The 18313-nt window shown below is 42.5% G+C and carries 15 protein-coding genes; 9 read left to right on the top strand and 6 right to left on the bottom strand.

Annotated elements, in window-relative coordinates:
- Nucleotides 1–2082 (top strand): glycine--tRNA ligase subunit beta, encoded by a 2082-nt coding sequence (glyS, locus tag CHJ_RS00075; RefSeq protein ID WP_317916553.1) that lies wholly within the window; start codon nt 1–3, stop codon nt 2080–2082.
- 360 nt (nt 2083–2442) lie between these two features.
- Nucleotides 2443–3711 (top strand): valine--pyruvate transaminase, encoded by a 1269-nt coding sequence (locus tag CHJ_RS00070; RefSeq protein WP_317916552.1) that lies wholly within the window; start codon nt 2443–2445, stop codon nt 3709–3711.
- Between the two features lie 45 nt (nt 3712–3756).
- On the opposite strand, the gene CHJ_RS00065 is transcribed toward CHJ_RS00070, so the two are convergent.
- The gene (locus CHJ_RS00065) at nt 3757–3903 is read right to left on the bottom strand and encodes a hypothetical protein (protein ID WP_171754495.1); all 147 of its coding nucleotides are present in this window, start codon (nt 3901–3903) and stop codon (nt 3757–3759) included.
- A gap of 140 nt (nt 3904–4043) precedes the next feature.
- On the opposite strand from CHJ_RS00065, the gene CHJ_RS00060 reads away from it, so the two are divergent.
- From CHJ_RS00060 to CHJ_RS00030, 7 genes are all read left to right on the top strand, one after another.
- Complete coding sequence (locus CHJ_RS00060; RefSeq protein WP_171754496.1) at nt 4044–5060, top strand: TRAP transporter substrate-binding protein; 1017 nt, start codon at nt 4044–4046, stop codon at nt 5058–5060.
- Nucleotides 5061–5109: 49 nt separating this feature from the next.
- Nucleotides 5110–5664 carry a TRAP transporter small permease subunit gene (locus tag CHJ_RS00055; RefSeq protein ID WP_171754529.1) on the top strand — a complete coding sequence of 185 codons (555 nt, stop codon included), beginning with the start codon at nt 5110–5112 and terminating at the stop codon, nt 5662–5664.
- A complete protein-coding gene (locus tag CHJ_RS00050; protein WP_317916551.1) occupies nt 5657–6979 on the top strand; it encodes a TRAP transporter large permease subunit in 1323 nt (440 codons plus the stop codon). The genes CHJ_RS00055 and CHJ_RS00050 overlap by 8 nt, the downstream gene beginning before the upstream one ends.
- 28 nt (nt 6980–7007) lie before the next feature.
- The gene (locus CHJ_RS00045; protein ID WP_317916550.1) at nt 7008–7490 is read left to right on the top strand and encodes a gluconokinase; all 483 of its coding nucleotides are present in this window, start codon (nt 7008–7010) and stop codon (nt 7488–7490) included.
- A gap of 76 nt (nt 7491–7566) precedes the next feature.
- Complete coding sequence (gene edd, locus CHJ_RS00040; RefSeq protein WP_317916549.1) at nt 7567–9378, top strand: phosphogluconate dehydratase; 1812 nt, start codon at nt 7567–7569, stop codon at nt 9376–9378.
- A gap of 65 nt (nt 9379–9443) precedes the next feature.
- Nucleotides 9444–10082: a bifunctional 4-hydroxy-2-oxoglutarate aldolase/2-dehydro-3-deoxy-phosphogluconate aldolase gene (locus CHJ_RS00035; protein ID WP_317916548.1), complete on the top strand. Its 639-nt coding sequence runs from the start codon at nt 9444–9446 to the stop codon at nt 10080–10082.
- A 98-nt stretch (nt 10083–10180) separates the two neighbouring features.
- Nucleotides 10181–11188, top strand: coding sequence for a substrate-binding domain-containing protein (locus tag CHJ_RS00030; RefSeq protein ID WP_317916547.1), 1008 nt, complete (start codon nt 10181–10183; stop codon nt 11186–11188).
- 139 nt (nt 11189–11327) lie between these two features.
- Here the strand turns inward: CHJ_RS00030 and CHJ_RS00025 are convergent, their stop codons facing one another.
- From CHJ_RS00025 to dnaA, 5 genes are all read right to left on the bottom strand, one after another.
- Nucleotides 11328–11765, bottom strand: coding sequence for an Hsp20 family protein (locus tag CHJ_RS00025; RefSeq protein WP_171754502.1), 438 nt, complete (start codon nt 11763–11765; stop codon nt 11328–11330).
- Between the two features lie 404 nt (nt 11766–12169).
- Nucleotides 12170–14587 carry a DNA topoisomerase (ATP-hydrolyzing) subunit B gene (gyrB, locus tag CHJ_RS00020; RefSeq protein WP_171754503.1) on the bottom strand — a complete coding sequence of 806 codons (2418 nt, stop codon included), beginning with the start codon at nt 14585–14587 and terminating at the stop codon, nt 12170–12172.
- 14 nt (nt 14588–14601) lie between these two features.
- Nucleotides 14602–15696 (bottom strand): DNA replication/repair protein RecF, encoded by a 1095-nt coding sequence (gene recF, locus CHJ_RS00015; RefSeq protein ID WP_171754504.1) that lies wholly within the window; start codon nt 15694–15696, stop codon nt 14602–14604.
- A 9-nt stretch (nt 15697–15705) separates the two neighbouring features.
- Entirely contained in the window at nt 15706–16806 is a 1101-nt protein-coding gene (gene dnaN, locus CHJ_RS00010) for a DNA polymerase III subunit beta (RefSeq protein WP_171754505.1), read from the bottom strand.
- Between the two features lie 33 nt (nt 16807–16839).
- On the bottom strand, nt 16840–18240 hold the full coding sequence (gene dnaA, locus CHJ_RS00005) for a chromosomal replication initiator protein DnaA (protein WP_171754506.1): 1401 nt from the start codon (nt 18238–18240) through the stop codon (nt 16840–16842).
- Nucleotides 18241–18313 lie beyond the last annotated feature (73 nt).

Genomic DNA, 18313 nt, shown 5'->3' with positions numbered 1-18313 from the left:
ATGGCGAAGAATTTTTTAATTGAGCTTGGTACCGAAGAGCTTCCACCAACACAGCTTCGTACTCTTGCTGAAGCATTTGCGAACAACTTTGAAGCAGAGCTTAAAGGTGCCGACCTTGCTCATCAAGGTATTAAATGGTACGCCGCCCCTCGTCGTTTAGCACTTAAAGTTGCTGAGCTTGCAGAAGGTCAGGCAGATAAAGTTGTTGAAAAACGTGGTCCAGCTATCTCCGTTGCATTCGATGACGAAGGCAATGCGACGAAAGCGGCTCAAGGTTGGGCTCGTGGTAATGGCATTACCGTTGAGCAAGCCGACCGTCTAAAAACAGACAAAGGCGAATGGCTACTCTTTAAACAAGAAGTAAAAGGTAAACCGGTACAAGAACTGGTTGTTGAGCTTGCAGCTAAAGCACTGGCTAACCTGCCAATTGCTAAGCCAATGCGTTGGGGCGACACCGATACACAATTTATTCGTCCAGTGAAAACCCTCACTATGCTACTCGGTTCTGACCTAATTGAAGGTGAGATTCTTGGTGTAGCCTCCGATCGTACTATCCGCGGTCACCGTTTTATGGGTGAGCAAGAGTTCACTATCGACAGTGCCGACCAATATCCCGCTATTTTAGAAGAGCGCGGTAAAGTAATGGCGGATTACGATGCTCGTAAAGCGATTATTCTGGCTGACTCAAAAAAAGCCGCTGAAGCCGTAGGTGGGATAGCCGATCTTGAAGACGATCTCGTTGAAGAAGTAACGTCGCTGGTTGAATGGCCAGTAGTACTAACCGCTAAGTTTGAAGAAGAGTTCTTAAAAGTTCCTTCTGAAGCCTTGGTGTACACAATGAAAGGCGATCAGAAGTATTTCCCTGTTTACTCACATGAGATGGGTGATAAAAACCGCAAACTCCTGCCTAACTTTATCTTTGTTTCCAACATTGAATCAAAAGATCCACGTCAGGTTATTGAAGGTAACGAGAAAGTTGTTCGTCCTCGCTTAGCCGATGCAGAATTTTTCTTTAATACTGACCGCAAGCGACCTCTAATTGATCGTCTACCTGAATTGGATAGCGCTATCTTCCAAAAACAATTAGGCACAATTAAAGACAAAACAGACCGTATCACTCAATTATCTGGTTTTATTGCCAAAAATATTGGTGCTGATGTAGAGAAATCAGAACGTGCGGCTCTTCTTGCTAAATGTGACTTAATGACATCGATGGTGTTCGAGTTTACCGATACACAAGGCGTTATGGGCATGCACTATGCCACTCACGATGGTGAAGATGAACAAGTTGCTTTGGCACTTTATGAACAATATATGCCACGCTTTGCCGGTGATGACCTACCAAGCAATGGCATTTCATCGGCTGTGGCCATGGCAGATAAGCTAGATACTATCGTTGGTATTTTTGGTATTGGCCAAGCGCCAAAAGGATCAGATCCGTTCGCACTGCGTCGCGCATCATTGGGTGTTCTGAGAATCATCGTTGAAAATGGTTATAAACTTGATCTGGTCGAACTGATCGAACAAGCTAAATCACAATTTGCTGGCAAGCTAACCAATGAGAACGTGGTTAATGATGTAATCGACTTTATGTTAGGTCGTTTCCGCGCTTGGTATCAAGATGAAGGCTTCAGCGTTGATATTATTCAAGCGGTGCTTGCTCGTCGTCCAACAAAACCAGCAGACTTTGACCAACGTGTTAAAGCGGTTTCCCACTTCCGTGGACTAGAAGAAGCTGAGTCTTTAGCCGCTGCCAATAAACGTGTAGGCAATATTTTGGCTAAGTTTGACGGTGAATTGGCGAGCGACATTGATCTTGCTCTTTTACAAGAAGACGCAGAAAAAGCGTTAGCTGAAAACGTAGAAGTCATGACAGAAGCACTGGAACCTGCATTTGCTACCGGTAACTACCAAGAAGCCCTAAGCAAACTCGCTGCACTACGTGAACCTGTCGATGCTTTCTTTGATAATGTAATGGTAATGGCTGACGACGAAGCTTTGAAAAAGAACCGTCTGACACTATTGAACAACCTTCGTAATCTATTCCTACAGATTGCCGATATATCATTACTGCAGAAATAACGCGTTATATACAAAATATTGTACGATAACAGTCACTAAGGGAAGCTATTGCTTCCCTTTTTTGTCTAATGCTAAAACGGTTGCGTTTACTGTAGGGCTTTTCATCTGGCAGGCAAACAACACTAAAGTTAGAGACATCACTAGCTTTAGTTACCCATCTCGCCACGTTTTAGCTTTAACAGCACGCCTTAATCAGTAACCGCTCGTTGGTATTTCAACTGCTTTTTTTTCTTGTACAAGCAAATTCATACTTTTCCTAATCTAGACAATGCGGTATGTTCAAATATTATTCGCCTCGCCAGTCAAAAACTGACGTAGTAACACTGACAGTAACCCCGATAAAAGCAGGTATGGAAGCAGATGCAATTTTCTAAATTTGGTGAAAAGTTCAATCGACACTCAGGTATAACCCAATTAATGGCAGACTTAAATGAAGGGCTACGAACGCCCGGAGCCATTATGTTGGGAGGTGGCAACCCAGCCGCTATTCCTGCCATGCTCGACTATTTTCACCAAGCCAGCAGCGACATGCTGGTGAATGGGAAGCTGGTTGATGCCATGGCTAACTATGATGGTCCCCAAGGAAAAGATACGTTTGTAAAAGCACTCGCGAACCTGCTCAAGGAGAGCTATGGCTGGGACATTAGCGAAAAAAACATTAGCTTAACCAATGGCAGTCAAAGTGCATTTTTCTATCTATTTAATCTTTTTGCGGGAACGCAACCTGACGGTTCACATAAGAAAATCTTACTTCCTCTTGCACCTGAATATATAGGCTATGGCGATTCAGGTATTGATGACGATATTTTTGTTTCTTACCGACCAGAGATCGAAGAGTTAGATAATCGCATGTTTAAATACCATGTAGATTTTGAACAGCTTCACATCGATGACTCTGTAGCAGCAATCTGTGCATCAAGACCCACCAATCCAACAGGGAATGTCCTCACCGACGCTGAAGTAGAAAAACTGGATATACTTGCCCGCAAAAACAATATCCCACTGATTATTGATAATGCTTATGGGACACCCTTCCCAAACATTATTTTTGAAGAAGTAAAACCATTCTGGAATGAAAACACCATTCTCTGTATGAGCTTATCTAAATTAGGTTTACCGGGCGTTCGCTGCGGCATTGTCATTGCCAATGAGGAAGTCACTCAGGCTATGACCAATGTAAACGGTATTATTAGCCTTGCGCCAAGTGGTATTGGACCCGCTATAGGCACTCATATGATTGAGTCTGGCGACCTGCTGCAGCTAAGCCAGATGATCATTAAGCCGTTTTATCAACAAAAAGCGATTCATGCTGTCGAGTTGCTACAAGAAGCGATTCCTGATCCCCGCTTTAAAATTCATAAGCCAGAAGGCGCTATTTTTCTTTGGTTGTGGTTTGATGAACTGCCCATCACATCCATGGAGCTTTACAACCGGTTAAAAGCGCGAGGTGTTTTGATTATTCCGGGAGAATACTTCTTTATTGGGCAAGATAGCGAGACTCAAAACAACGAGAATAGCTGGCCTCATACCCGTCAATGTATACGAATGAATTATGTGCAAGATGAACAAAGTATGCGCGATGGTATAACCATAATCGCTGAAGAAGTACAAAAGGCCTATCAACACTAGCACCACATTGTCAGTTGCTATTATTACGGTAAAAAAAAGTGGTACTCAGTTACCACTTTTTTTGTATCTATGTACCAGATAACCTTGAAAGAGGACGCCATTGCTTCGATTATCCTTCTTGAACTGAACCTGTTGATGCAGATCTGAATCCTGCATCTTGAGGTCACTTGAGTTTATGTCACGTTTAGCCATAAAAGAATCCTTGATCACAAAATAGACAATAATAGAGCTAACTGTGATCTATGTAGTAGATTAACTCAAATGTTACCGATAACATAATCAATGTTCCCGGTAACACAGGGATATAAAATACTAATTAAAGGACTGACCTTATGAAGTACACAATGAAAACACTGAGTACTGCTGTTGTTGCTACCCTACTCTCTACATCAGCATTTTCTGCTGACTTTACATTTAAATTCCAATCCAGTGACCCATCGGGTGACAAAAACTTCCAAGTTCAAAAAGAGTGGACTGAACGAGTGGAGAAAATGTCGGCTGGTCGAATCAATATCGATCTATTACCCGTTGGTGCAGTGGTAAAACATACCGAAACTTTAGGCGCGATTAAAATGGGCGTGCTTGATGGTCATATTACAGCTACTGGCTATTTCTCCGGTAAAGATCCTGCTTTTGGTCTTATCGGTAATATGGTTGGAGCTTGGTCTGACACTCGCCAACTGCTTCAATATATTAACTATGGTGGCGGTTATGAGTTAATGACCGAACTCTATGCTCCATACGGAGTAAAATATATTGGTGGTTCAACAACAGGCGTCGAGTCTTTTGTTTCTAAAGTACCACTAAATGGCGTTGCTGATCTTAAAGGTCTAAAACTTCGTGCCCCTGAAGGCTTGGTTCAACAAGTCTTTGCAGCTGCAGGCGCTGCACCAGTAAACCTACCGGGTTCAGAAGTGTTTACCGGGTTAAGCAAAGGCGTTATTGATGCCGCAGACTACACGGTATTCTCTACCAACCAAAAAGCGGGAATGAATGATATTGCCACTCATCCAGTTCAACCTGGTTTCCACTCGTTACCTCTTATTGATATCTCAATGAGTCAGAAAAAGTGGGACAAACTACCTGCTGATCTACAAGAGATAATGACCGTGTCGGTTCGAGACTTTGCTACCGATATCACCACTCAATTGCGCATTGCCGATCAAGAAGCAGTAAAAGAAGCACAAGCAAACCCAGACATCACCATTCATGATTGGCCAGCGGAAGAACGTAAAAAATTCCGTACTATCGCCATGGGTGAATGGAAAAAGTTTGCAGAACGCTCTCCTAACGCTCAAAAAGTCTATGACTCCATTACTAGCTACCTGAAAAACTCAGGACTATTGTAAATCATTGACAAAAAGGGGGATTTATTCCCCCTACTTCCTCGGACAGAGAATAATGAAAGAGCTTCCCGCAATACAAGAGAACGAGCAAATGCCCAAAAATAGGCTCGATAAAATCATAGATAAAACCAGTCAACTACTTAGCTTACTGTTTGTTTTTACCGTTATGATTTCGTTTTATGAAGTAGTGAGTCGCTACCTATTTAATGCCCCAACCATTTGGGTACATGAAACAGCTTCCTTTCTTGGCGGATCGTTATTCGTTATTGGTGGTAGTTATGCTTTAGCCACAGATAAACATGTGCGAGTAGTACTTATTTACGACTCGGTATCTCAGACAACACGTCACTATCTTAATATTTTTCATCATTTAGCAGGGTTACTGCTATCTGGACTGCTTATTTATGCCGCTTATCAAATGGTCATTAATTCTTGGCTAACTCCGTGGGGAGACATTCATCTCGAAACATCTGGAACCGCTTGGAACCCGCCATTTCCAGCACTACTGAAAGGACTTATTTTCCTTACCGTTATCACAATGTTTATTCAGTTTACCCTGCACCTCATTAATGAAATCCAAGATCTAAGGAAGCATAAAGATGTTTGATTTATCTTCTATTGGCATAGCTTACGGTAGCCTATTAATGCTAGGCATGATGATTGCCTTACTGTTGACAGGCATGCAGTTGGCCTTTGTTACTGCATTAGTTGCCTTGCTATTCACTTTAGGTTGGTTTGGTGTGGATGCACTTCCCCTAGTAACCAGTAGAATATTCAGTTTTGTTAACGGCTATGTTTTCTTAGCTGTCCCCATGTTTGTTTTAATGGCTGCATTACTCGATCGATCCGGTATTGCTCGGGATCTGTTTGATGCGATGAAGAGTGTTGGACGCCGAGTTCGTGGTGGCGTAGCCGTTCAAACCCTTATTGTTGCTGTCGTACTCGCTTCCATGTCGGGAGTAATTGGCGGCGAAACCGTACTACTGGGTATTTTGGCGTTACCACAAATGCTTCGCCTAGGTTACGACCGCAAACTGGCGATTGGCACGACTTGTGCTGGTGGCGCGCTAGGCACCATGCTTCCACCAAGTATTGTATTAATTATTTACGGCTTATCGGCTTCGGTTTCTATTGGTGATCTATTTAAAGCGGCCTTTATCCCAGCCTTTATTCTCGCCATGGCCTACGTCACTTATGTTCTCATTCGATGCAAAATTAATCCGGCCCTCGCTCCTCTTCCTTCAGAGGAAGAGTTGGCAGAAGATGCCAAAAACCAACCTAGCTATTTTAAAGCGCTGTTTTTTCCTCTTCTCTCAGTAGCGACTGTCTTGGGAAGTATCTACACAGGTATCGCCTCGGTAACAGAAGCTTCCGCTCTTGGTGTTGTTGGTATTGCCATAAGTGCCGCTATTCGTGGTGAGCTGAGTGTAACCATGGTCAAAGAGTCCGCTATTGCCACCATGCGCACCTGCGGAATGATTATGTGGATAGGCATAGGTGCATCAGCTCTTGTTGGTGTTTATAACCTGATGGGTGGCATCGACTTTGTTGAACAGACCATTTTAGCCCTTAGTGGTGGTCATGCGATGGCAACATTAATGATTATGATGGCCATTTTATTTGTTCTTGGGATGTTCTTAGATTGGGTGGGTGTAGCATTACTTACCATGCCTATTTTTGTTCCCATCATTACCGGTTTGGGTATGGATCCTGTCTGGTTTGGCGTGGTTTTCTGTCTCAATATGCAAGTGGCATTCTTATCACCACCATTTGGCCCAGCGGCATTCTACCTTAAGTCTGTAGCACCAAAAGAGATCACTCTTGGAGAAATATTTACCTCATTATTGCCGTTTATTGCTCTGCAAATAATGGTCCTAAGTTTAGTTATCGCCTTCCCTCAGCTCGCACTGTGGTGGCAGTAAATTTACCCCTTACGTTGAGAATTAAATAATGAACAAATACATAGTCATGGGGGTTTCTGGGTGTGGCAAATCGTCGGTTGGTGCAGATTTAGCACATGCTCTGAATATTCCTTTTTATGATGGTGACGATTACCACAGCCCGGAAAATGTTACAAAGATGCAAAATGGAACCCCATTAACAGATGCTGATCGTCAATCTTGGTTAGAAACTCTTAATGGTATTGTTCGTCAGCAAAAACAGTTGGTACTCGCTTGTTCAGCACTTAAACCAGAATATCGCGCGACCCTAACAAAAGAGTGCAGCGATGTTCATTTTGTCTACCTAAAAGGCGACTTCGATACCATATGGCAACGACATCAACAGCGACAAGGCCACTACTTTAATGGCTCTGGTATGTTACTTAGCCAATTTGACACGTTAATCGAACCAACCAGTGATGAAGCTTATATTATCGATATTGACCAGAGCCAGAGCGACGTGTTGTCGTCTATTTTATCCATGATCACTTAATAGTAAGTGATCACTCTGCATCTCCTTGTTAATGAATCAGAACCCGTCAATTTTTCCGAACAGTTGGTAAAGCGTGATGAATATACACCCACTAGTCGCCGACGTTGCAAGTACTATTATTCAACGCAGCCTCTCTAGCCGAAAAAAATACCTCGCAACCGTCAAGCAGCAGGCCGATAAAGGAAAACAACGAGCAAACCTATCCTGCGGGAATTTAGCCCATACGGTGGCAGCATCGTCACCAGATGATAAAAAGAACATTTTGGATTTTACCAAGGTCAACTTAGCTCTCGTGACGTCTTATAATGATATGGTAAGTGCTCACCAACCTTATAAAGCATACCCTGATATTATTAATAACGCGTTAGCTCAGTTGGGCCACACTGCACAAGTCGCGGGTGGCGTGCCGGCAATGTGTGACGGTATTACTCAAGGCAATGAAGGCATGGAACTGTCTCTCTTCTCTCGAGATCTCATCGCACAGTCTACTGCCCTATCACTAAGCCATAACACATTTGATGGCACACTTTTGCTTGGTGTCTGTGACAAAATCGCGCCGGGACAGTTGATGGGAGCCTTAGCTTTTGGTCACTTAGTAACGGCTTTTGTACCATCTGGCCCTATGGCGACAGGAATAAGTAACAAAGAAAAAGTCCGCACAAGGCAACAATATTTATCTGGAAAGGTGAATAAGCAAGCTCTTCAGCACATGGAGTGCCAAGCATACCACTCTGCAGGCACCTGTACTTTTTTCGGCACAGCCAACACCAACCAATTGGTGCTAGAAGCAATGGGGCTGATGTTACCCGGTTCAGCTTTTGTCCAATCCGAATCCCCATTAAGACAAGCGCTAACCGAAAAAATAGCCTTACATATTGCCGCCACCAGCTCAACAACCAACCACGATAAGTCGTTAGCAAATGTGGTTGATGAGAAGTCTGTCGTGAATGGACTTATTGCTTTGTTAGCCTCTGGGGGCAGCACAAACCACACCATCCACTTAATTGCTATCGCCAAAGCAGCAGGCTGGATCGTTACCTGGGATGATCTAGATAAATTATCAACCGTCGTACCACTACTAGTGAAGATGTACCCCAACGGCCCCGCCGATATTAATGCTTTTCAATCTGCGGGAGGTGTCCCTGCTCTACTCATGGCGTTAAAAGAGCGCAAGCTACTGTTTATGGATGCTAATCCTGTTTATGGAACAATGGATGACTACCTAACAAGCCCATATCTAACCTGTGATAATCAACTGAAATTTAGACCTCAATCTAAAAACCGTGATCCAGAGGTCATCTCTATATCTGGAGAGAGCTTTAGTCCACAAGGTGGGCTGAAAGTACTATCTGGTAATTTAGGTAGAGGAATTATGAAGGTGAGCGCCGTTTCCGTTCAACATCAGCATGTTCGAGCACCAGCCAAGGTATTTGATTGCCAACATGATGTAGAAAAAGCCTATAAAGCCGGAAAACTGAATCAAGACGCGGTTATTGTCGTGCGTTTTAATGGCCCTGCGTCCAATGGTATGCCTGAGCTTCATAAATTGATGCCGATACTCGCTAACCTTATGGACAGCGGATTTAACGTTGCGCTACTCACTGACGGGCGACTGTCAGGAGCGTCGGGAAAGGTTCCAGCCGTCATTCATATCACGCCAGAAGCGGCAAGAGGTGGTCTTCTGGCGAAACTTCAAGATGGCGATGACATTGAACTAAACGGTATGACTGGCACAGTGAATGTTGTTAGCTCATTAGAGGGTCGCCTTACACCACAACCGACACATAATAACCCAGCATATGGTAGTGGGCGTGAGTTGTTCTCTATCTATAGAGATAATATCTCTAGTGCCGAGCAAGGCGCCTCGATTTTGTACTCCAACGATTAACTTTACATAATGGTAGAAAGCCGGTTAACCCGCTGTTTTCTCAATACAGTAACAAGGAAAAAATCATGACTTGGTCAACTCATCCTGAAACCATTTTTTCACTCTCAGCTATCATTCCCGTTATGGTGATTGAAAATGTTGAAGATGCGGTGCCTCTTGCTATGGCATTAAAAGAAGGTGGCATTAATGTCTTTGAAATAACCTTACGTACAGAAGCCGCATTAGCCGCCATCCAAGCGATCGCGACTGCCATGCCGGATGCCATGGTAGGAGCAGGAACCGTACTTACCCCGCAACAGTATGATGATGCCGTTGCTGCAGGAGCAAAGTTTGTCATCTCTCCCGGAGCGCCGATAAGATTACTGCAACATGCCATGAAACAACCTGTCCCTTTGATTCCGGGGGTCAGTACAGCAACAGAAATCATGACCGCAATGGATCTAGGTTATTTTCAGTTGAAGTTTTTCCCTGCAGAAGCCAATGGAGGAGCCAAAGCCCTCAGTGCTATCTCTGCTCCGTTACCGCAAATTAGCTTTTGTCCTACTGGTGGTATAAACCTCTCAAACGTGAACAACTATCTTGCCCTCTCTTGCGTGAAAACAGTCGGCGGAACTTGGATGATACCTAACGATGCCATTATCAATAAGCAATGGCAGCGTATTACTCAGCTAACAAAAGAGGCTGTTGAGGTCGCATCTTGTTAATAAATCAAGATAATGTACTCTTTTAGCATTAACTTAAATTAAAGATTGGAATACCATGTAGTCGAGTTAGCGATAACAACAAGATTACCAGCAGTGATATGACAACAAAAAAACAACGCCCAACGTTACAAAACATTGCCGATCAAGTTGGTGTTACCAAGATGACGGTAAGCCGTTACTTACGTGACCCAAACAAAGTATCGCAACCTGTTGGTATTAAAATAGCCAAGGCTGTAGAAGAGCTTGGTTATGTGCCCAATCGAGCTCCAGATATTCTATCTAAAGCCAAGAGCTACTCTATCGGAGTTCTGGTTCCTTCTTTGACGAACCAAGTATTCAGTGAAACATTACGCGGCATAGAATCCGTTATAGAGCCTCAAGGCTATCAAGCCATGTTGGCTCACTACGGCTACAGTAAAAACGTCGAAGAAAAACGTATAGAAACATTACTCTCTTATAATGTCGATGGCATGATTCTATCGGAAAGCTACCATACCGAGCGCTCTAAACGAATGCTTAAAGCCACCGGAATCCCAGTGGTGGAAATTATGGATTCTGCTTCCCCTCCGCTACAACAAGCGGTTGGGTTTGACAACACCAAAGCCAGTGCATCCATCACTCAGTTGCTCATTGAAAAAGGCCGTAAGCGGATAGTTTATCTTGCCGCTAGAATGGATGAGCGAACCAAACAGAAAATAACAGGCTATCAGCAAGCGATGCAGCAAGCGGGACTTGAACCTTTAGTCGTCAGCACCAAAGATGCCTCATCTTATACTGTCGGGTCCGATCTGACTCAAATAGCCAAACAGAAATATCCCGATTTAGATGGTATCTACTGCACCAACGATGACTTAGCGATCGGAGCTCTGTTTGAGTGTTTACGTCAGGGTATCGAAGTACCAAAAGATATCTCTGTTGTCGGCTTTCATGGCCACAATATTACTTCGGTGGTCAGCCCAACGCTGGCGACAGTCATCACTCCCAGAGAGAAGATTGGTGTTATTGCCGCACAATGTTTGCTAGAGCGAATCACTCATCCAGAAAAAGCCATTACTCAACCTGTAATAGAGTTAGAAACCGAGATTTTTGCCGGAGAGAGTCTGTAATGTAGTTAACTTCCACTCGACAATAGTCTCAACTAACTACAATGTTGAACGGCTTACAATGAAAAAGAGCGCCTACTTAATCAGTAAAGCGCTCTTTTCTGTTTATCACTTGTGAAAAGTGATGCTGTTTATACCAAAGCTATTTGCCTTCGATTAAACTATTTCCATTAATGGCTATTTTGCGTGGTTTCATCGCTTCAGGGATCTCTCTTTCTAAATCAACATGAAGCAAGCCATTTTCCATGGTGGCACCAACCACTTTTACATAGTCAGCCAGTTGGTATTTTCTTTCGAAATCTCTTTCTGCAATACCTTGATAAACATAATTTTTGTTCTCTTCTGGTTTACGCTCTCCATGAACAATCAACATATTCTCTTTCTGAGTGATATCAATTTGCTGTTCGGTAAATCCTGCTACCGCCATTGTAATACGGTAGTTATTTTCGTCTTTCTGCTCGATATTGTATGGAGGGTAACCATTAGAGGTGTTTTTTGCTGCACCCGCTTCCATCATGTCAAATAGACGATCAAAGCCGATAGCGTTGCGGTATAGTGGTGTGAAATCTACAGTTCTCATAATTCTATCCTATTTATTAGCAATAGCCTTAACAGCACTTCATTAGATAGAAGTGTTTAAGGAAGTTAGATCAATTCATTCCTGTTTGGACATGATTGTCTAATTGCGGTATCAAATTGTGTGCTCCCCAATATGGGCGAGCGGTTTAGAGACCCTATTGGCATCTCTTCATAACTAGATATATGGATGATGCTAATCAGTTTCAAGCGATAAACTCAATTTATTTTCAAATCCGCAAATCCCAGACACAAAAAACACCACCCGAAGGCAGTGTTTATAAATATTATTTTAGGTTATCTAGATGAAGCTAGTTTGGCTTAGTTCAAAGAAGAAGCGCGCAGTTTACAAACGTAAATGAGCACTTCTGATGCCGAAATAAGTCAAAATAGCAAAGTATAGATAAACTAAACGTCTAGGTTAGCTACTTTCAAGGCATTCTCTTCGATGAAATGCCTACGAGGCTCAACCTGGTCACCCATCAATGTAGTAAACAGCTGATCTGCGCCTACTGCATCTTCAATGGTAACTTGCATCATACGACGTGTTTCTGGGTCCATTGTGGTTTCCCATAACTGATCTGGGTTCATCTCACCTAGACCTTTGTATCGCTGCAAGCTTAATCCACGGCGCGACTCTTTAATTAACCAATTAAGAGCATCAACAAAGTTGTCAACTGGCTGAGTACGCTCACCACGTTTGATATAAGCACCCTCTTCTATTAGTCCACTCAGTGCTTCAGCAAGGTCTGCTAATTTACTGTACTCTTTGGAAGCTAGAAGATCTAAAGTAATAACAAACTCATGTGTTACACCATGGGTACGAACAACCACTTTAGCCAAGTTTACATTCAGCTCTTGATGGTTTTCCACTTCCAGACTGTACTGGCTTGCACCCACTTCTTTTGCATTAAGCTGATTAATCAGCTGAGTTCCCCACGCTTCCACAGCAGATGAGTCTTGACACATTTCAGCCGTCAATCGTGGCATATAAGCAAACTCATGAACAAGAGCACGTGGATAACGACGGGTCATACGATCCACCAGCTTCATACCACTATTATATTGCATCACTAGCTGTTCTAGCGCTTCACCAGCAATGGCTGGTGCATCAGCATTAACATGAAGTTCTGCATTATCAAGAGCAAGAGAGACTTGGTATAGATCCATCGCTTCTTCATCTTTGATGTACTGCTCTTGTTTACCCTTTTTAATTTTATAAAGAGGTGGTTGAGCAATATAGATGTAACCACGTTCAATAAGCTCTGGCATTTGACGATAGAAGAAAGTCAAAAGAAGAGTACGGATGTGAGAACCATCCACATCGGCATCTGTCATGATGATGATGTTGTGATAACGCAATTTATCTGGGTTGTATTCGTCACGACCAATACCACAACCTAATGCTGTAATAAGTGTTGCAACTTCTTGTGAAGAGAGCATTTTATCAAAACGTGCTTTCTCAACATTTAGAATTTTACCTTTTAGTGGCAAAATCGCTTGGTTTTTACGGTTACGACCCTGCTTGGCCGATCCGCCAGCAGAGTCCCCTTCCACAATATAGAGTTCAGATAGTGCAGGATCTTTTTCCTGACAGTCAGCCAATTTACCCGGTAAACCCGCTAGATCTAATGCGCCTTTACGTCGTGTCATTTCTCTCGCTTTACGAGCAGCATCACGAGCACGAGCAGCATCAATAATCTTAGTACAAACAATTTTGGCTTCACCTGGGTTTTCAATTAAGAATTCCGACAGTTTTTCACCCATCGCAGACTCAACCGCTGATTTCACTTCAGATGAAACCAATTTGTCTTTCGTCTGACTTGAGAATTTAGGATCCGGCACTTTTACCGAAACAATCGCAGTTAAGCCTTCACGAGCATCATCACCTGATGTTGCTGTTTTGGCTTTTTTGGAGAAACCTTCTTTATCCATAAAGCTGTTTAAAGTACGAGTTAGTGCCGCACGGAATCCAGCTAGGTGAGTACCACCATCCCTTTGTGGGATGTTATTGGTAAAGCAGTAAATGTTCTCCTGATAACCATCATTCCACTGCATGGCCACTTCAACAGAAATGCCATCTTCACGTTCAAAATCAAAGTGGAATACTTTCTGGATAATAGGTGTTTTATTGGTATTGAGATAATCAACAAACGCTTGAGTACCACCTTCGTAAACGAAGTGGTCCATCTTATCTTCTTCACGTTCATCAATCAGTTTGATAGAAACGCCAGAGTTAAGGAAAGAGAGTTCACGTAGACGCTTCGCTAAAATGTCGTAGTGAAATTCAATGTTAGTAAAGGTCTCTTCACTAGGCCAAAAACGAATAACGGTACCTGTTTTATCCGTTTTACCAGTAGCAGATAGAGGAGCTTGTGGTTCACCATGAGCATAACTTTGTTCATGGATTTCGCCCGCACGATTAATGGTAAGGTCTACTCTTTTAGACAGAGCATTAACAACAGATACGCCAACGCCGTGAAGTCCGCCTGATACTTTATAAGAGTTATCATCAAACTTACCACCTGCGTGTAACACCGTCATAATAACTTCTGCAGCAGAAACGCCCTCTTCAGGGTGCATCTCAGTAGGAATACCACGACCATCATCACTTACAGATACAGAGTTATCCTCGTGAATGGTTACGATGATGTCATTACAATGTCCTGCTAACGCTTCATCAATTGAGTTATCCACTACTTCGAAAACCATATGATGAAGACCTGTGCCATCATCAGTGTCGCCGATATACATCCCTGGACGCTTACGTACCGCATCCAAACCTTTCAGTACTTTAATACTCGATGAATCGTAATTTTCTGCCATGAGTTACTCTCTCATTAATTATCATTACTTTGATATTGCTCTATCTTGCCATGTTCCACATGAAACATCCTGCCATTTTCATCTTGCATATCAGCAATTTGATTAGCAGTAATAGAGCTTACAAAAACCTGAGCCCCCGTCTCTTTTAAGCATTCTGCTAAACGCTTTCGACGTTGACTGTCTAACTCTGAAGCAAAGTCATCAATTAAATAGATGCATTGCTTTCCAGTCACTTCTGTTAAATGTTGTCCCTGTGCAACTCGAAGCGCACACATCATTAACTTCAACTGACCTCGTGATAACACGTCTTCTACTGGCGTATTATTCACTTTTATCCGCAAATCAGCTTTATTTGGCCCGCTAAAGGTATAACCTAGCAGCTGATCTCGTTCGAAATTTCTTTGAAGAATATCGGAGTATGGCGTCTCTTTTTCCCATCCACGATAATACTTTAATTGAATATCAAATTCTGGCAAAAAACTGCGACAAATTACTTCTGCCACACTTTTTAACTGCTCTACATAGCTAAATCGCCAATTATCAATTTTTTCCGCTAATTGAGCTAACTCTTGATCCCAATAACTGAGTTCTTGATAATTTTTTGCGCTTTTTAACAGTGCATTTCTCTGTTTAGACAAACGCTTTAAACGTCCCCATGCATCATAAAAACCAGACTGAGTATGAAACACTCCCCAATCAATAAATGCTCTACGATGCTTAGGTCCGTCGGTAATTAACTCAAATCCTTCAGGATGAATCAGTTGCAAAGGTAATACTTGCGCTAACTGAGCCAATTTTTGTCCAGATTGACCGCCTATTTTAACCTCTGTTGACCCATCACGCTGCTTATTTATACCTATTGGTAGTTCAAAACCATCAGAGTTTAGATATCGGCCATGAACAAACAGCTCATTCACCTCATTCTGTATCACTCTTCCTGTCAAAGCACTTTTAAATGAACGACCATGTCCCAACAGATAAATTGCCTCTAACAGGCTTGTCTTTCCACTGCCGTTAACCCCAATAAGAAAATTAAAGCCTGCAGACAACTCAATATCACAGGCTTCTATATTTCTAAATTGTTTTACTACTAAGCGCTTTAAAGGCATTTGTTATCATTATAAACGAATTGGCATGACCACATACATAGCGGAATCATCATCAGCATTTTCGATCAATGCACTGGCATTAGCATCAGACATTGAAATACGCACCTTATCGCATCGTAAGGTATTTAGAACATCCAGTACGTAGCTCACATTAAAGCCAATTTCTAGATCATCCCCTTGAAAAGAGACATCTAACACTTCCTCTGCTTCTTCTTGCTCTGGGTTGTTAGCGGTAATACGCATTTCTGTATCGGCTAAGTTAACTCTAACCCCTCTAAACTTTTCATTAGAAAGAATCGCAGCACGAGAAAAACACTGTCTTAATTCATCACAACCCGCTTCTAACGTTTTATTACTGCTTTGTGGCATCACACGACGATAATCCGGGAAACGACCATCAACTAGCTTAGAGGTGAAAGTGAAGTTGTTTACTTCCGCTCGAACATTTGACTGACCAATCTGCAAGGTTACGCTATTCTCTGGCGCATCCAGTAACTTAACCAGCTCTTGAACACCTTTTCGAGGTACGATGATCTGTTGCTGAGTAAAATCAGCACCTAACGTCGTTTGAGCGACAGCCATTCTATGCCCATCCGTTGCAACGGATCGTAATGTTGTTCCTTCAACTTCAAACAACATACCATTCAAATAGTATCTAACATCTTGATTGGCCATAGAAAACTGAGTTTTATCGACCAAGGCTCGAAGCTCAGCTTGGGAGAGAGTAATCTCTACTTCACTTTGCCAATCTTCGATATTTGGAAAATCTGCAGCAGGTAAGGTGGCCAGTGAGAAACGACTACGGCCAGAACGAAGTTGAACACGCTCACCATCTGATGAAAAGGAAATAACAGCGTCGTCAGGTAAACCTCGGCATATATCTAAAAATTTACGTGATGGAACGGTAATACTGCCAGCTTCAAAATCGCCTTCTAAAGCTATATGAGCAACTAACTCAACTTCTAGATCTGTTGCGGTCATATAAAGGGTATTGTTTTCGACTTTTAACAGTAGGTTACCCAAAATCGGTAACGTTGGACGTCCGCCTAGTGCACCAGACACTTGTTGTAACGGTTTAATCAGATGATTACGTTCAATGGTAAATTTCATATCTATCTCTTATATCTCAAGCAACAGCCGCATTTATGATGAAAGTGTTCTAATTAAATTCGAGTAATCTTCTTTGATATCATGACTCTCTTCACGAAGTTGCTCTATTTTTCTGCATGCATGTAACACTGTTGTATGGTCTCTTCCGCCAAAGGCATCACCAATTTCTGGCAAACTATGGTTGGTCAGCTCTTTTGCTAATGCCATCGCCAATTGACGAGGACGAGCAACCGAACGAGAACGTCGCTTAGATAAAAGGTCAGCGACTTTTATTTTATAATACTCAGCTACTGTTTTCTGAATATTATCAATAGTAACCAATTTTTCTTGCAGGGCGAGCAAGTCTCTTAATGCTTCTCGAACAAAATCGATAGTGATAGGTCGGCCAGTGAAGTTAGCATTGGCGATAACCCTATTCAGCGCCCCTTCCAATTCACGGACATTAGAACGCAATCGCTTAGCAATAAAGAAAGCAACCTCATCCGCCAAATGAATTTGATGGTCTTCCGCTTTTTTCATCAAAATAGCCACGCGAGTCTCTAACTCAGGTGGTTCAATTGCTACCGTTAATCCCCAACCAAAGCGAGATTTAAGACGATCTTCTACACCATTTATCTCTTTTGGATAACGGTCAGAAGTTAAAATAATCTGTTGATTGCCTTCAAGTAAGGCATTAAAGGTGTGGAAAAACTCTTCTTGCGAACGCTCTTTATTGGCGAAAAACTGAATGTCATCGATAAGCAGTGCATCGACGCTTCGATAATAACGCTTAAACTCTTCAATAGCATTGTTCTGTAAGGCTTTAACCATATCTTGAACAAATCGTTCTGAATGCATATAAACCACTTTTGCGTCTGGTTTATTATCCACAATGGCGTTGCCTACCGCATGAAGCAAGTGAGTTTTACCTAAACCGGTACCACCATATAAAAACAGTGGGTTATAAGCAGTACCTGGATTGTCTGATACTTGTTTCGCTGCCGCTAAACCAAGCTGGTTCGATTTACCTTCAACAAAGTTATTAAACTTATGTTTATAGTTCACGTTAGAGCGATGATTGATTTCAACCATTTCAGATTCATCATCCCATGTTTTGTGAACGGGTTTTCGAGCCTGAAGTTGAGCCGGAGCAGAAGATTCTGCCGCAACATCTGCAGCAGTCTTTTTCACCACGGGTGCGGCGGAAACAGGTTTGCTTCCAATCTCAAATCTTAAGTGAGGTATGTCTGTGCCACAAAACTCTTTTAGCATGCGATTAATATTGTTCAGGTAACGATCACGTACCCAATCAAGAACAAATCGATTCGGAGCAAAAAGAGTCAGTGTATTATCATTAAGTTCCGCTTGTAACGGCCTTACCCACATACTGAATTCTGTCGCTGATAGTTCTTCTTGAAGCTGTTGCATGCACTGCAACCATAGCGAAGATGACACGGTGACCCCACTGTTCTATTTTTGAGTTAGAAAAGAAGATCGATTTTACTCTTTGTCAGGCGAGATCACCAGT

It is taken from the genome of Vibrio sp. MACH09, assembly GCF_033238805.1.
GTDB lineage: Bacteria > Pseudomonadota > Gammaproteobacteria > Enterobacterales > Vibrionaceae > Vibrio.
The sequence above is the reverse complement of the archived record's forward strand: the minus strand, read 5'-3'. Positions and strand labels throughout refer to the sequence as shown.

Coding starts and splice junctions, on each gene's coding strand:
- glyS (WP_317916553.1), top strand. CDS start 1: ATGGCGAAGAATTTTTTAATTGAGCTTGGTACCGAAGAGCTTCCACCA.
- CHJ_RS00070 (WP_317916552.1), top strand. CDS start 2,443: ATGCAATTTTCTAAATTTGGTGAAAAGTTCAATCGACACTCAGGTATA.
- CHJ_RS00065 (WP_171754495.1), bottom strand. CDS start 3,903: ATGGCTAAACGTGACATAAACTCAAGTGACCTCAAGATGCAGGATTCA.
- CHJ_RS00060 (WP_171754496.1), top strand. CDS start 4,044: ATGAAGTACACAATGAAAACACTGAGTACTGCTGTTGTTGCTACCCTA.
- CHJ_RS00050 (WP_317916551.1), top strand. CDS start 5,657: ATGTTTGATTTATCTTCTATTGGCATAGCTTACGGTAGCCTATTAATG.
- CHJ_RS00045 (WP_317916550.1), top strand. CDS start 7,008: ATGAACAAATACATAGTCATGGGGGTTTCTGGGTGTGGCAAATCGTCG.
- edd (WP_317916549.1), top strand. CDS start 7,567: ATGAATATACACCCACTAGTCGCCGACGTTGCAAGTACTATTATTCAA.
- CHJ_RS00035 (WP_317916548.1), top strand. CDS start 9,444: ATGACTTGGTCAACTCATCCTGAAACCATTTTTTCACTCTCAGCTATC.
- CHJ_RS00030 (WP_317916547.1), top strand. CDS start 10,181: ATGACAACAAAAAAACAACGCCCAACGTTACAAAACATTGCCGATCAA.
- CHJ_RS00025 (WP_171754502.1), bottom strand. CDS start 11,765: ATGAGAACTGTAGATTTCACACCACTATACCGCAACGCTATCGGCTTT.
- gyrB (WP_171754503.1), bottom strand. CDS start 14,587: ATGGCAGAAAATTACGATTCATCGAGTATTAAAGTACTGAAAGGTTTG.
- recF (WP_171754504.1), bottom strand. CDS start 15,696: ATGCCTTTAAAGCGCTTAGTAGTAAAACAATTTAGAAATATAGAAGCC.
- dnaN (WP_171754505.1), bottom strand. CDS start 16,806: ATGAAATTTACCATTGAACGTAATCATCTGATTAAACCGTTACAACAA.